Below are 13750 nucleotides of genomic sequence, written 5' to 3'. Positions count from 1 at the left end.
GGCGGCGGTTTACGGGTAAAGCCGCACCGTTGCCCAGCCGCCGCTTTCCTTCCGGTAGAAGCGCAACCGGTCATGCATCCGGAAGGCCTGGTCCTGCCAGAACTCGATCTCTGTCGGCGCGAGGCGGAAGCCGCCCCAATGCGGCGGGCGGGGAATGTCCTTGTCGTCGCCATAGATGGACGAGATTTCGGCCACGCGCTGCTCGAACACTGCCCGGTCGGCCAGCGGGCGGGACTGGTCGGACGCGATCGCGCTGATCCGGCTCTGCGCCGCGCGGCTGGCGAAATAGGTGTCGGCTTCGGCCGCGCTGACCGGGGTTACCCCGCCGCGCACGCGCACCTGCCGGCGCTGGCTTTTCCAATGGAAACAAAGCGCCGCCACCGGATGGGCGGCCAGTTGCACGCCCTTTGTGCTCTCAAGATTGGTAAAGAAGGTAAAGCCCTCCTGGTCGACGCCCTTCAGCAGCACGATGCGCACATCCGGCCGGCCCTCGGCATCGACGGTGGCCAGCGACATGGCGTTGGAATCGTTGGGCTCGCTGGCGCGGGCCTGCGCCATCCAGTCCTGGAAGAGGCCGATGGGGTTATCTGTCTCCGGCACCAGCGGGCGGTCGCCCTCGGCAGCATAGTCAGCCGCGCTGGGGCTGGGCGGAATTACAGGAGAGGTCATGGGCACGCCCACCTTTTCGCGGTTTGTAAGCCTTCGTTTTTCATATAGGACGAGGCCCGCAGCCGCGAGAGGATAGCCTGTCACATGTCCCACAATACATTTGGCCACCTGTTCCGCGTCACCACCTGGGGCGAAAGTCATGGGCCGGCGCTTGGCTGTGTCGTGGATGGCTGCCCGCCCGGATTGCCTCTGGACGCGCCGTTCATCCAGCAATTCCTGGACAAGCGCCGCCCCGGCACTTCCCGCTTCGTGACGCAGCGCCAGGAGGCCGATGAGGTGAAAATCCTCTCCGGCGTGTTCGAGGACGACCGCACCGGCGGCCCTGTCACCACCGGCACGCCGATCTCGCTGATGATCGAGAACACCGACCAGCGCTCGAAAGATTACCGCGAAATCCGCGACCGCTACCGCCCCGGCCATGCCGATTATGCCTATGACCAGAAATACGGCGTACGCGACTATCGCGGCGGCGGGCGCTCCTCGGCGCGGGAAACAGCCGCCCGCGTGGCCGCCGGTGCGGTGGCGCGCCGGGTGCTCGGCGAGGGCATCGTCATTCGCGGCGCCGTGGTGCAGATTGGCCCGCACATGATCGACCCGGAGAGCTGGGACTGGGCCCAGACGCAGGAGAACCCCTTCTGGGGCCCGGATGCAGCGATGGCCGCGCAATGGGAAGACTATCTCGACAGCATGCGCAAATCGGGCAGCTCGACCGGGGCGATTGTCGAGGTGCATGCCTCCGGCGTTCCGGCCGGATGGGGCGCGCCGGTCTATGGCAAGCTCGACGCCGAACTCGCCGGCGCGATGATGAGCATCAATGCTGTGAAGGGCGTGGAAATCGGCGCAGGCTTTGCCGCCGCCGCGATGAGCGGGGAAGAAAACGCCGACGAGATGCGCGCGGGCAATGGCGCGCCGCGTTTCCTCGCGAACAATAATGGCGGGGTGGCCGGTGGCATCTCTACCGGGCAGGACATGGTCGTCCGTATCGCGATCAAACCGACATCTTCCATTCTCAACGAGGTGAAATCCATCACCCGCGACGGAGAGGAAGTGGATGTGCGCACGATCGGCCGGCACGATCCGTGCGTGGGCATTCGCGCGGTGCCGGTGGCCGAAGCGATGATGGCCTGCGTGCTGGCGGACGCAAAGCTGCGCCACCGGGGACAGACAGGGCGGTAGCTCAATTATTCTGCCCGCAGAACAAAAAACCCCGGCACGTTCTGTGCCGGGGTTTTTCTATTCAAGTATGCAGGGGAAGCTTAGAAGCGAACCACTGCGCCGATCGAGAACACGTCGGCATCATTGTCGTCGCCTTCATATTTCGTGAAGTCGCCGCGGATGCCGAACCGTTCGGTGGCGAAGAATTTCGCGCCGACGCCGTAAGCAACGCCGTCGAAATCACCCGAAGCCGAGCCGACGCCCGGAACGCTGGCGCTCAGTTCGGAGGTGGCATAGCCAACCCGGCCGAACATGTGGAAACGTTCAGAGATCGGAGCACGCACGACGCCGAAAGCGCCGATGGAGTGGTCGAGTTCGACCTTGCCCAGACCAACATCATCGTCTTTCACGCCAATGGATGCCTCACCTTCAACACCCAGGTGACGGGTGAAGAAGTAAGAGCCGCGGCCCGTCAGAGCGCCGAGATCGGCAGAACCGATATCAACGTTCGAATAGCCGGCGCTCAATTCGACATCGCCCTGAGCGAAAGCTGCAGGTGCAGCCGTGAGGGCAATGGCGAGGGAAGCAAGTGCGATTTTCATTATACGCTTTCTCCAAATAACTGCGCTGAGCGCAGGGCGGAAATAGCAATGAAAAATCCGTGTGCCACCTTTCTTCGCAGCAATGTGACAGAAAACCCTAACCCCTGTGTCAGAAAAAGCACGATTAATTACAGGCCCTTAATGTTTACCTTTAGGAAACACTCTGTCCACAGACAAAAAAAATCCCGGCGCACAGGGCGCCGGGAAGATGTTTGGGAGGAAATTGGCTGTGGAATTACATCAGAAGCGCATCACGCCGCCGATGGAAACAACGTCGGCATCATTCCGGTCGCCTTCGTGTTTGGTGAATTCACCGCGAATGCCGAAACGTTCGCTGGCATTGAATTTCGCGCCAACGCCATAAGCAACACCCTTGATGTCAGACGCAGCGGCGCTGAGGGCAGGATTGTTGGCGCTGAGTTCCGTCGACGAATAGCCGAGGCGGCCAAAGAGGCTGACGCGGTCGGAAACCGGCGCCTGCATGACACCATAGGCACCGAGCGAATGATCAAGCTCAACCTTGCCAACGCCGAAATCATCGTCTTTCACGCCGACAGAGGCTTCACCTTCAACACCGAAATTGTTGGTGAAGAAGTAGGTGCCGCGGCCTGTGAGCGCGCCGACTTCTGCCGGGCCGACATCAAAGTTCGAATAGCCGCCGCTGATTTCAACATCTCCCTGCGCAAAGGCAGCGGGGGTTGCGGCGAGAACAACTGCGAGGGAAGCAAGTGCAAGTTTCATGATCTACTTTCTCCTTATTACGGCGCCTGGCTTTCTGGCCGGGCACAGGCAGAGACGTAGACACGAATCCTCCGTGTTCCATCTTTCCATACAGTCATTTTCCGGCTTTGCCGGAACACTGTGTCCAAAAAATCACGATTAATTGCAGAGACTTAATATAGTTGTCAGAGATGTGTTTTGCGCCAGGCCGTTATCTTGGTGAGGAACGCAAGTGTGCCACACTCCTTAACGAAACCGGCCTGCGTCAATGCGCCGTCCAGATCCCATGCAAGATAGTCCTTGTAATAGGGCTCATGAAAACCATGGGGGAAATATTCGAGTAAACCGTCCAGAGGCGGACGATCCGAGAACTGCAGACTGTCTGCGAGAATAAACAGCCCGCCCGGTTTCAGGACGCGGAATATCTCTGACAGAACCAGCGGGCGCACACGCGGCGGAAGCTCATGGAAAAGATAGATCGACACGGCCATGTCGAAGCTTTCGTTTTCCACAGGCATGGCTTCGGCCATCTCCTGGATCACATCGGCCTGGCGCCAGCGGGCAAGCCGCGCGCGGGCCGCTTCGGTATAGGAAGGCGAGAGGTCAAGCCCCGTCACATTGAGGCGCGGCCACACCTCCAGCACCTTCTCGAGGAAACGCCCATTTCCGCAAGCGACATCAAGCAGGCTCTGCCGGCGCTGATCGCGCCCCTGCAGCGCCCTGGAAATTTCCGCCAGCGCGGCCCTGCGCATGGCGTCGGCCGTGCCGGAGAAGAGAGCTTCGACCTGCGTGTCATAAAGCTCGGCACTTTCATCGGTGAACCAGCCGCCAGTCTGGTAGTGGAAATTCTGCAGGTAATAATCGGGATAGCGGTTGGCATTCCTCTGGAGGAAATCGCCGCCCGCCTGAATATCGCGCTGGAGTGCCTTGCCGTCTCTGGCGAGGCGTCTTTCGTCCACCGCCTTCACATCCTGCTGGAACGCGCGGGCGGCCTTGAGCGCGCCGGGAAGCCCCGCGAGGCGGAGCTCACGCGGCTCAGGATAGAGGCCCGCCTCGATATTGGCCCGGTCCTGCAGGAAAAGCTCGAAATAAGCACGCCGCAGCTCCGCCATGTCAGGCCGGCCGCGGCTTGGCTGGAAGGCCGGCTCGCCGGGGCGGTTGAAGCCTTCGGCGCGGGCACGGGCGGCCTGCATCTGGGCCGTATACCAAGCAGACCGCAGGCCCTGCCCGGCCGCATACCGGGCGCGCCCTGCTGTTCTTGCGGCTATCCTGCGCCATTCCATGAGGGGAATATGTGGCCGACAGGGCGGCCCGTCCAGCCAGCTTGGCGGCCGCGCGCGTTCTTCAGGTCCGGTTCAGATTGCCCGTCCCAGTATAAAGGCAACACTGGAGGCCCTCGGCCTTCGATCACAAGGAGTGTGGTGATGATGAAGATGGCGATTCTCGCCTGCGGCGTCAGCCTTCTGGCCGTTTCCCTGCCGGGCGAGGCCCATGCCCAATACGGTTATGGTTATGATCCCTACCCGGCGCCGGCGCGCAATGTGCAGTGCGAGCGGCAGAAATCCTCTGACGGCACGGCTGGCGCGGTCGTCGGCGCGGTGGTCGGCGGGCTGATCGGCGGCGCCATCGGCAACAACATCGACAATGACCGCTACTACACCGAATACCGCCGCCGCGGCCCGCCGCGCACCTATAAGGAAAGCCGGTCCAATTCCGGGCAGGTGGCCGTCGGCGCGACACTGGGCGCGCTGGTGGGCGGGCTGGCGGGCAGCGACATCGCCAAGAAATCCTCAACCGACTGCCAGGTGGCCTATGCCCCGGTCAGCAGCTACTCCTCCGTGCCTTATGGCTCGATCCCGCAGACGACCCAGGGCCTTTATGGCGGGGCCGAGGTTATGCGCGGGGCCCCCAATTCCTATCCCCACCCCGCGCCGCAGCCTTATCCGGCATCAAGCTATCCCTCCTCCTATCCGGCGCCCGCGCCTGCCCCATCCTATCCGCCCTCTGGCGGGTATCAGTATGGCGGTGGCCAGCCAGCTTCCGGGGGGCCGGACTGCCGGGTGATCCACCGCGAAACGCAGATGCCCGATGGCCAGGTGATGCGCGATCCGGTGACCGCCTGCTGGAACAACAACACACGCCAGTGGCAGATCCAGGATGGCTGGGGCGAGGAAGAGCTCTACGGTTACTGAGGCAGCCTGACGCGCGGCAAGAAACGGAATTGCCATCAACGGGAAGCTGATGTTCACTCCGCGCCAATGTGGATCTGAACGGAGCTTTCCCATGCGCATGTCCCTGATTACTGCGGCGAGCCTTTCGGCCCTGCTTCTGGCGGCCTGCGCGCCGGCAAATGAGCAGCCTGCTGGTGATGCTGCTGTGGCCCCGGTGGAAACCGAGGCTGTCCATGATGATCATGCCGGCATGCACGGCGATGACATGGGCACCGAAGCGGACGCGCCGGTTGACCGGGGCATCATCGCCGGAACGCTGGCACTGGTCGAAGGCAGCGTGCTGGTGCCACCCGCCGGACGCGATGTGACCGCAGGCTTTGGCACCTTTGCCGCCGGTGCCCGCGCCGTGACGATCACAGGGGCAGAGGCGCCGTTTGCGCAGGCCGTTGAACTGCACACCCATGAGATGAGCGCCGATGGCAAGATGGCGATGCGCAAGGTGGAAACCTTCACCGTTCCCGCCAATGGCGACCATTCCCTGACGCGGGGCGGCGACCATCTGATGTTCTTTGGCGTGCAACCTGACAGCCTGACGCCCGGCACTGCCGTGACGGTGACCGTCCGTGTACAGTTTGAAGATGGCACCACGGAAGATGTGGAACTGCCGATGACGGTTGCCGCGCGCGACTAGATCTGAAGCCTGCGGGCGAGGAAGAGATATTCCCGGTTCCCGTCTCCGCCCTCTATCGGGCTGGGGATGGGGGCTTCGGACTGCCAGCCCATTTCCGACAGGAAGACCGGGAGGCGCGCGAGCGCTTCGCCCACCGCTGCTTCATCGGTGACGATGCCGCCCTTGCCGACATTCTCCGGGCCCACCTCGAACTGGGGCTTGAAGAGGGCAAGGAGGCGCGCGCCCGGCGCTGCGAGGATGAGCGGCACGGGCAGCACCTTGTGCAGCGACACAAAGCTCAGATCACAGACAATGATTTCCGGCGCGGCTTTCAGATGACCGGCTGTCAGGTCGCGGGCATTCAGGCCTTCAAAGGCCGAGACGCGGGCGTCTGCGGCGATCTTCGGATGTAGCTGACCATGGCCCACATCAATGGCCGTGATATGGGCCGCGCCGCGCTGAAGCAGCACGTCCGTGAAGCCGCCGGTGGAGGCACCAAGGTCAAGGCAGGTTTTTCCGGCGACATCGATGCCGAATGTATCAAGCGCATGAGCGAGTTTCAGGCCGCCGCGCGAAACATAGGGGTGGGCCGCTTCCGCCTCGATCCGGGCGCTGCGGGCGATCATCTCAGACGGCTTGCGGACAAGCTGTCCATCGGCCCTGACCCGGCCCGCCGCAATGGCGGCCTGCGCGCCGGCGCGGCTTTCAAAATGGCCGAGGGCGACGAGCAACCTGTCAGCGCGGTCTCGTTCCGGCGAAACGGGCTCTGTCATCTGGGGGCGGTCCTTTCCGGGCTTTCGCAGCAGACTTACTCGTAAAGGGACAGGCGGGGCCAGTGTCAACGTCAGGACAGAGAGGGCTTGCGCAGGCGGGGCTTGCCCGCCACGATGAGCGGCGATGAACTGCAGACATTGCATGGGACCGGGAGCTTTCCTTTCATGACAAGACTGACACGCCGCGCCGCCCTCGCCGGAGGCGCCGCCACGCTCGCCCTCGCCGCCTGCGCGCCCAAAGCGTCCGATACGGCCTCCAAGCCAGACATCGCGCCGGCGCCCCCCGGCTTTCGTGACGGGGTGGCGATCGCCGCCGCCATTGCTGCGGGCGAGACCACGGCATTGGCAGAAGTGGAAGCGGCGATCGCGCGGGCGCGGGCCGTGGAAGATCAGATCAACGGCATCGTTACCGAAACCTTCGAGATTGCCCGCGCCGATGCCGGCGGGGTGCTTGCCGGGCCGTTTGCAGGCGTGCCGAGCTTCATCAAGGATCTGATCGACTGGCGGGGCGCGCCGACACTGAGAGGCTGCCGGGGCCTTGAGGGGCATGTGGCGGCCACCGACAGCGTGTTTGCCGCCAGATGGCGGCGGGCGGGGATTGTGTCGCTGGGCAAATCAGCGACGCCGGAAGCCGGGCTGATTTCCTCCACCGAGCCGCTCTCCAACGGGCCAACCCGCAATCCCTGGGATGTCTCCCGCATACCGGGCGGATCGTCCGGCGGCGCCGCGGCGCTGGTGGCCGCCGGCGTCGTGCCCTTTGCTCATGCCAGCGATGGGGGCGGATCGATCCGCATACCCGCATCCACCTGTGGCGTCTTCGGGATGAAGCCCTCGCGCGACCGGCTGCCTTATAGCGAGCCCGGCGCGGCGGCCCCGCCGCTTCAGATTTCGGTGAACCATGCCGTGACCATCAGTGTACGGGACTCCGTTGAGCTTTTCCGCGCGGCGGAAGTGCCAGGCGGAGCGTATCCGGCCCTCGGCGAAATCCAGCCCCTGACCCGGCGGCTGAAGATCGGCTTTGCGCCCGAGCCGATTGGCGGAACGACGCTGCATCCCGATACCCGCGCTGCAATCGAAGACGTTGCCCAGCTTTGCCGCGACCTTGGCCATACCGTGATCGACTATACCCTCCCCATGGACGGCCCGAAATTCACTGACGCATTCATCATGTACTGGGCCGCAGGCGCCGGAGAGTTTGCCCGCCAGGTCAGCGCTTATTCCGGTAAACCGGTCAGCCCTGACATTCTGGAGCCCTGGACGCTGGGCCTGGCAAACATGGCGGCAAGCCGGATGGATGACCTGCCGGGCATTGTCGGCTACCTTCTGGCCTTCGAGGAAGAGTATCACAGCTTCTTCAGTGGCCTCGATATTCTGCTTACCCCGGTTACCGGAAGCTCGGCCGTGGCAATCGGGGAACAGGCGCCCGACAGGGACTTCGACGCGGTGATGGACAGCGTGCTGAGCTTTGTCGCCTACACCTCGCCCATGAATGTGGCGGGCGCCGCGTCGATGAGTGTGCCGCTTTCCTGGTCACCGTCGGGCCTGCCTATCGGGGCGATGTTCTCCGGACGGAGGGGGGATGACCGGCTGTTGTTTGAACTGGCGCTGGAACTGGAGGCCGCCCGGCCCTGGGCAGGGCGCAGACCGGCTGTAACATCGCTGTAATATTCGCAAGAATTAATCAGCCAGATCAAGCAATTAACCAAACTGGTCCAGTCCTTTGCAGGCTGGAAACGGGTGGCGTGCTAGAAATCTTTTAGCACAAACCCTGACTCTTGCGTCAGGATGCCCTATTTTACCGTCCGCCCTCCCAGGAAAGACCCACACAGTGAACCGTTCCGTCCTGATCGCCGCCATCATTCTGGTGGCTATTGTCGCCTACTTCGGACTTCGCAGCGTCATGCGCGGAAGTATTAGCACGGAGCAACCCGCGGCAGAGGCCTCAACCCGTTCCGATGTCCCTCAGGCCCTCGTGATTGAGGCGCAGAGCCAGCGGCATACGATCCGGATTGCCGCCAAGGGCCGCACGGCGCCAGACAAATCAGTGACGCTGAAGGCGGGAACCGCCGGTACGGTGGTGGCGACGCCGGTGCGTGAAGGCACATTCGTCAAAGCCGGAACCCTGCTTTGCGGACTGGATGTTGAAGCCCGCAGCGCGAGAGTGAAAGAGGCCGAAGCGGCCCGCGACTCCGCGCGCGTGGATTATGAGGCCGCCGTCAAACTCGCCGAGAAGGGCCTCACCCCCGCCAATCGCGAAGCCTCGGCCAAGGCCAGCCTTGATGCGGCCGAAGCGGCCGTGAACTCGGCCAAGGTGGAGTTGTCCCGCACACAGGTCCGCGCGCCGTTTGATGGCGTCTTCGAACGCCGCATGGCCGAAGCGGGCGACTATCTTTCTCCGGGCGGGGCCTGCGGCCTTCTGGTGGACCTGGATCCGGTGATCGTGGCGGCCGAGGTGACCGAGGCTCAGGCCGGGCTGCTGCAGGTCGGCATGGCCGCCGAAGTGGTGCTGGCCGATGGCCGCAAGTTTCCCGCCAAGCTGCGCTTTGTGGCGCGCACCGCCAACGAACAGACCCGCACCTTCCCGATTGAAGCCGAGCTTGATACCGGCGACGCGCTGGTAGCAGCCGGGATTACCGCGTCCATGTCCATTCCCGCCGGGGAGACGGACGCAACGCTCATCAAGCCATCCCTTCTCACCCTGTCTGACGCGGGCCAGCTAGGCGCGCGCCATGTGACGGAGAACAACACCGTGGCCTTTGCGCCGGTGCGCATTATCGACGAGACGAGCGAAGGCGCCTGGGTGACGGGCCTGCCTGACCGCGTGCGGCTGATTGCGATGGGCCAGGACTATCTCAATGACGGCGTGACGATCAAACCGGTCTCCGCCGAGGGAGCCGGAAAATGACAGGCGTTGTCGATTGGGCAATCGGCCGGACACGGATGATCCTTACCATCCTGGTCTGCGTGCTGATTGCCGGCACGGCTACCTACATCAACATGCCGAAGGAAGCGGACCCGGATATTCCAATCCCCTTCGTGGCCATCACCGTGCCGCTTGCCGGCGTGACACCCGAAGACGCTGAGCGCCTTCTGGTGCGGCCGATCGAACAGGAGATCCAGTCGCTTGAAGGCCTGAAGACCTTCAACTCCTACGGCACCGAGGGCGCGGCCCAGCTGGTGCTGGAGTTCGAGATCGACGCGGACATCAATCAGGCCGTGCTCGACGTCAAAGACAAGGTGGATATGGCGAAACGCTATTTCCCCGATGACGCCCGCGAGCCGATTGTCACCGAGTTCAACGCGGCGCAGTTCCCTGTGCTGGTGGTCAACCTTTACGGTGACGCGCCCGAGCGCGGCCTTGCCCGGATCGCCGACAACCTCAAGGACCGGCTGGAAAGCAACGGCACGATCCTGGAAGCCCGGGTGCTGGGCAAGCGCGAGGAGCTGCTCGAGATCGTTGTCGATCCGGTGAAGTTGGAAACCTACAACATCTCCTATCAGGAGATCATGGCAGTCGTCTCGGCCAATAACCGGCTTGTGGCGGCAGGCTCCATCGAGACGGGCCAGGGCAGCTTTGCCGTGAAGGTGCCCGGCATTATCCGCACCGGCGCCGACGCGCTCTCCCTGCCGGTCAAACAGACCGACAATGCCGTGGTGACCCTGGGCGATGTGGCCGATGTGCGCCGCACCTTCAAGGACCCCACCGGCTTTGCCACCTTCAACGGCGAGAATGCCCTTCTCATCGAGGTGGTGAAACGCAGCGGCGCAAACATTCTTGATACGGCCAATTTTGTGCGCGAAGCGGTGGCCATCGAGCAGCAATCCTGGCCGCCGACGGTGCAGGCGGTTGTCACCTCCGACACATCCGAGATGATCGGCACTCAGCTCGGCCAGCTGCAAAGCTCGATCATGACGGCCATCCTGCTTGTGATGATCATCGTTGTGGCCGCGCTCGGTCTGCGCTCGGCCGCGCTGGTGGGTATCTCGATCCCCGCGACCTTCGTGATGGCGTTCCTGCTGCTGGGCGCGTTCGGCTTCACGATCAACATGATGGTGATGTTCGGCCTCGTGATCGCGGTCGGTATGCTGGTCGATGGCGGCATCATCGTTACCGAATATGCTGACCGTAAGATGGCCGAGGGCCTGAACAAGCGGGACGCCTATGCGATGGCGGGCAAGCGGATGTTCTGGCCGGTGGTGAGCTCTGCGCTGACTACGCTGGCCGCGTTCGTGCCGTTCCTCTTCTGGAACTCGATGCCCGGCAAGTTCATGGCCTACCTGCCGATCACGCTAATTTTCGTGCTGACGGCCTCGCTGATTTCCGCGCTGATCTTCCTGCCGGTGATGGGCGCCACGTTCGGCGCGCGCCCCGGCGGCACCGATGAAGACCTCGCCGCGCTGGCAGCCGACGCAGACCCGCGCAAGGCGAAGGGCTGGCTGGGCGCGTATGTGCGCGTTGTCAGCGAAACGATCCGCCGTCCGCTGATGACCACGGGCGCAGCTTTCGGGCTCGTCGTCCTGATCTTCATGTGGTTCGGCTCGGAGCAGCACAAATCCGAACTGTTCCTCGATATCGAACCCGAACAGGCCTATGTGTTCGTGCAGGCACAGGGCGCCCTTTCCGCTGCGGAGCAGGCTGAGCTGGTGAAACGCGCAGAGGCGGCCATCGCCGACCTTGACGGGATCACGGCGCTGTCCACACGCGCGGGGTCGTCCGGCGGCGGCGGGGTCAACATGGACGCCTCCGGCGGCATGCCGGCAGATACGATTGGCCAGATCCTGATGGATCTGAAAACGACTGCTGATGGGCCCTATAACGGTCGCGTGACGCTTGAGCGCGTTCGCGAGCGTCTCTCCAATGTGCCGGCGCTGCGCTTCCAGATCAGCGCCCGCGAACAAGGCCCGCCCGGCGGCAAGGATATCCAGGTCGCCCTGCTCGGCTTTGACAATGACGAGCTGTATCAGGCTGCCGACATGATCCGCGGATGGATGGAAGCGCGCGGGGACGTGCGCGAGGTGGACGATTCCCGGCCCCTGCCTGGCGTGGAATACCAACTCACCGTCGACCGGTCCGAGGCTGGCAAGTTTGGGGTCGATGTCGCCCAGGTGGGCGCCGCGGTCCAGCTGGTGACCAACGGTATCCTTGTGGGCCGTTATCGCCCGGACGATTCCAATGATGAAATCGACATCCGTGTACGGTTTCCGGAAGACGCCCGTTCTGCCTCCGCGCTGGACAGCCTGCGGATCGCAACGCCGCAGGGGAATGTGCCGCTGTCGCTGTTTGTCGACCGTGAGCCTGCCCCGCGCGTCAGCACGATAGAGCGCCGGGATGGCAAGCGGGTGATTTCCGTGCGCGGCAACGCAACCGAACAGGGCGCGGGCGCGGCCATTGTGGCTGAACTCAAGCAATGGATCGACGCGCAGGACATGCCGGCCGGAATTGAGGTGCGTTTTGAAGGCGCTGACGAGGATTCGGCAGATGCTGCCGCCTTCTTCAGCGGGGCTGCTGCGGCCGCCCTCTTCATGATGGCCGTGATCCTGCTCTGGCAGTACAATAATTTCTGGCAGGTGATCCTGACCCTGACCGCCGTGATCATTTCCACGGCCGGGGTTCTCGTGGGCATCAACCTTGTGCTGCCCTATGTCAGCATCCTGATGATCGGCACGGGCATCGTGGCGCTCGCAGGTATCGTGGTGAACAACAATATCGTGCTCATCGATACCTTCAACCGTCTGCTGTCGGACGGGCGCCCGCCCGAAGAAGCGGCGCTGGCAACCGCTGCCCAGCGTATCCGCCCGATCCTTCTGACCACCGGCACGACCGTATGCGGCCTGCTGCCCATGGTGTTGCAGATGACGGTAGTGTTCTCCGAAGGCGCCATCAATTTCGGCGGCGCGACCTCTGAATGGTGGGTCCAGCTGGCGACCGCCGTGGTGTTTGGCCTTGCCTTCTCCACCATGATGATCCTGCTGGTCACGCCCACCTGGTTGCTGGTGCCCTACCGGATGAAGCGCCGGGCCCGTAAGGTCATCAACTGGCTGAAACCCTATGTGCTCAAGGTGCTGAGCTGGCTGCGTGCCCACAAGGGCGGCGATCGCACGCCGCCGCCATCAGGCAGTGTCGCCGCCAATGAGGACGGCAAATCATCCAAGGAAATTCTGCCGGCGGCTGAGTAAGCAGGCCGTCAGCCAGCTCTCAGCCCGCCGGGCGGATACGGTAGACGACGGTGGCGGTCATCACCGCGCCAGCCGGGCCGGCGGCCGAGCCGCTGGTGAAGAGAATGGTGCGTGTCTTGCGGTCGATCCGGGGCGTGTAGACAAGCGCGCCGGGCGCTTCAGCCGTCGCGGAAAGATCGAGCGTCACCGACACCAGATCCAACTGGTCCGGCGCGCAGGCGGCCTCTGCATCGGCGCGGATCGCCTGCATGAGGCGAACGGCGATGGCTTCATCCGCGTGAAGGCTTTCAGTCGTCATGATGGCGGGCCCCTGTCAGTCCTTGGGTCAGTTCTGACGAGGGGCTGTAGCGGGCTTGGAGAGGCTTGAAAAGCCTCGCCCGTGCGTCAGGCTGCGCGGGCAGCCGCTGCGGCGGCAGTCTCGGCATCGTGCGCGATCAGGGCGCCGAGCTGGCCGAGGCCTTCAATTCCGCAGACCTCATGCATCCAGTTGCCGATGGAAGGCAGCAGGCGGCCCATGATTTCGTGATCGATGCCGGCAGTGCGCAATGCGCCAAACATCTGCTCGACAACCCGGCGGCGGCCGCCGGGGGTGAGTTCGATCAGACGGGCAATTTCACCTGTGGGCGCGCCGATCTCAGCGCCGGCCGAGGCGGCAAGCGCGCGGGCCCCGGGAAGGGTGCGGAAAGTGACAGCCGCCAGCGGCGCCCCCTGCCGGTCGGCGCCATTGAGCAGAATGCCCAGCGCCTTGCGGGCGACGGGCTCCTCGAGACCGTTGGTGTTAGCGATGTGCGCTATGAGATCATTTATCATGGC

13 protein-coding genes are annotated in these 13750 nt (G+C 63.6%); 6 read left to right on the top strand and 7 right to left on the bottom strand.

Annotated elements, in window-relative coordinates; all coding sequences use genetic code 11:
• Nucleotides 1-9 precede the first annotated feature (9 nt).
• Nucleotides 10-669 (bottom strand): pyridoxamine 5'-phosphate oxidase, encoded by a 660-nt coding sequence (pdxH, locus tag BBF93_RS03705; protein WP_035593731.1) that lies wholly within the window; start codon nt 667-669, stop codon nt 10-12.
• Between the two features lie 84 nt (nt 670-753).
• Here pdxH and aroC point away from each other — a divergent pair, with 84 nt between their 5' ends.
• Nucleotides 754-1845: a chorismate synthase gene (gene aroC, locus BBF93_RS03700; RefSeq protein ID WP_114105005.1), complete on the top strand. Its 1092-nt coding sequence runs from the start codon at nt 754-756 to the stop codon at nt 1843-1845.
• Between the two features lie 80 nt (nt 1846-1925).
• Here aroC and BBF93_RS03695 read toward each other — a convergent pair whose 3' ends face one another.
• From BBF93_RS03695 to BBF93_RS03685, 3 genes are all read right to left on the bottom strand, one after another.
• Nucleotides 1926-2426 carry a porin family protein gene (locus tag BBF93_RS03695; RefSeq protein ID WP_035593529.1) on the bottom strand — a complete coding sequence of 167 codons (501 nt, stop codon included), beginning with the start codon at nt 2424-2426 and terminating at the stop codon, nt 1926-1928.
• Nucleotides 2427-2666: 240 nt separating this feature from the next.
• On the bottom strand, nt 2667-3167 hold the full coding sequence (locus BBF93_RS03690) for a porin family protein (protein WP_051612158.1): 501 nt from the start codon (nt 3165-3167) through the stop codon (nt 2667-2669).
• Nucleotides 3168-3331: 164 nt separating this feature from the next.
• Nucleotides 3332-4339: a class I SAM-dependent methyltransferase gene (locus BBF93_RS03685; protein ID WP_233349260.1), complete on the bottom strand. Its 1008-nt coding sequence runs from the start codon at nt 4337-4339 to the stop codon at nt 3332-3334.
• Between the two features lie 231 nt (nt 4340-4570).
• On the opposite strand from BBF93_RS03685, the gene BBF93_RS03680 reads away from it, so the two are divergent.
• Nucleotides 4571-5338, top strand: coding sequence for a glycine zipper domain-containing protein (locus BBF93_RS03680; protein WP_162786393.1), 768 nt, complete (start codon nt 4571-4573; stop codon nt 5336-5338).
• Nucleotides 5339-5429: 91 nt separating this feature from the next.
• Nucleotides 5430-6008 (top strand): copper chaperone PCu(A)C, encoded by a 579-nt coding sequence (locus BBF93_RS03675; RefSeq protein ID WP_162786392.1) that lies wholly within the window; start codon nt 5430-5432, stop codon nt 6006-6008.
• On the opposite strand, the gene BBF93_RS03670 is transcribed toward BBF93_RS03675, so the two are convergent.
• Nucleotides 6005-6760 (bottom strand): TlyA family RNA methyltransferase, encoded by a 756-nt coding sequence (locus BBF93_RS03670; RefSeq protein ID WP_035593523.1) that lies wholly within the window; start codon nt 6758-6760, stop codon nt 6005-6007. The two genes, BBF93_RS03675 and BBF93_RS03670, sit on opposite strands and share 4 nt — an antisense overlap.
• Nucleotides 6761-6925: 165 nt before the next feature.
• Here BBF93_RS03670 and BBF93_RS03665 point away from each other — a divergent pair, with 165 nt between their 5' ends.
• The 3 genes from BBF93_RS03665 (at nt 6926) to BBF93_RS03655 (ending at nt 12937) form a co-directional block, all read left to right on the top strand.
• Nucleotides 6926-8425 (top strand): amidase, encoded by a 1500-nt coding sequence (locus BBF93_RS03665; protein ID WP_114106983.1) that lies wholly within the window; start codon nt 6926-6928, stop codon nt 8423-8425.
• Between the two features lie 163 nt (nt 8426-8588).
• Nucleotides 8589-9665, top strand: a complete 1077-nt coding sequence (locus BBF93_RS03660) for an efflux RND transporter periplasmic adaptor subunit (RefSeq protein ID WP_114105001.1) — start codon at nt 8589-8591, stop codon at nt 9663-9665.
• Nucleotides 9662-12937 (top strand): efflux RND transporter permease subunit, encoded by a 3276-nt coding sequence (locus BBF93_RS03655; protein ID WP_114105000.1) that lies wholly within the window; start codon nt 9662-9664, stop codon nt 12935-12937. Before BBF93_RS03660 ends, BBF93_RS03655 begins: the two co-directional genes overlap by 4 nt.
• Before the next feature lie 19 nt (nt 12938-12956).
• On the opposite strand, the gene BBF93_RS03650 is transcribed toward BBF93_RS03655, so the two are convergent.
• A complete protein-coding gene (locus tag BBF93_RS03650) occupies nt 12957-13235 on the bottom strand; it encodes a hypothetical protein (protein WP_035593517.1) in 279 nt (92 codons plus the stop codon).
• A gap of 86 nt (nt 13236-13321) precedes the next feature.
• Complete coding sequence (locus BBF93_RS03645; protein ID WP_114104999.1) at nt 13322-13747, bottom strand: hypothetical protein; 426 nt, start codon at nt 13745-13747, stop codon at nt 13322-13324.
• Between the last annotated feature and the right edge of the window lie 3 nt (nt 13748-13750).

Source organism: Hyphomonas sp. CACIAM 19H1 (genome assembly GCF_003325995.1).
Lineage (GTDB): Bacteria > Pseudomonadota > Alphaproteobacteria > Caulobacterales > Hyphomonadaceae > Hyphomonas > Hyphomonas polymorpha.
This window is presented reverse-complemented; position numbering and strand designations above follow the sequence as displayed.

What these genes read in the sequence shown, in the direction of transcription:
- pdxH (WP_035593731.1), bottom strand. Translation starts at nt 669, where the DNA reads ATGACCTCTCCTGTAATTCCGCCCAGCCCCAGCGCGGCTGACTATGCT.
- aroC (WP_114105005.1), top strand. Translation starts at nt 754, where the DNA reads ATGTCCCACAATACATTTGGCCACCTGTTCCGCGTCACCACCTGGGGC.
- BBF93_RS03695 (WP_035593529.1), bottom strand. Translation starts at nt 2,426, where the DNA reads ATGAAAATCGCACTTGCTTCCCTCGCCATTGCCCTCACGGCTGCACCT.
- BBF93_RS03690 (WP_051612158.1), bottom strand. Translation starts at nt 3,167, where the DNA reads ATGAAACTTGCACTTGCTTCCCTCGCAGTTGTTCTCGCCGCAACCCCC.
- BBF93_RS03685 (WP_233349260.1), bottom strand. Translation starts at nt 4,339, where the DNA reads ATGCAGGCCGCCCGTGCCCGCGCCGAAGGCTTCAACCGCCCCGGCGAG.
- BBF93_RS03680 (WP_162786393.1), top strand. Translation starts at nt 4,571, where the DNA reads ATGATGAAGATGGCGATTCTCGCCTGCGGCGTCAGCCTTCTGGCCGTT.
- BBF93_RS03675 (WP_162786392.1), top strand. Translation starts at nt 5,430, where the DNA reads ATGCGCATGTCCCTGATTACTGCGGCGAGCCTTTCGGCCCTGCTTCTG.
- BBF93_RS03670 (WP_035593523.1), bottom strand. Translation starts at nt 6,760, where the DNA reads ATGACAGAGCCCGTTTCGCCGGAACGAGACCGCGCTGACAGGTTGCTC.
- BBF93_RS03665 (WP_114106983.1), top strand. Translation starts at nt 6,926, where the DNA reads ATGACAAGACTGACACGCCGCGCCGCCCTCGCCGGAGGCGCCGCCACG.
- BBF93_RS03655 (WP_114105000.1), top strand. Translation starts at nt 9,662, where the DNA reads ATGACAGGCGTTGTCGATTGGGCAATCGGCCGGACACGGATGATCCTT.
- BBF93_RS03650 (WP_035593517.1), bottom strand. Translation starts at nt 13,235, where the DNA reads ATGACGACTGAAAGCCTTCACGCGGATGAAGCCATCGCCGTTCGCCTC.
- BBF93_RS03645 (WP_114104999.1), bottom strand. Translation starts at nt 13,747, where the DNA reads ATGATAAATGATCTCATAGCGCACATCGCTAACACCAACGGTCTCGAG.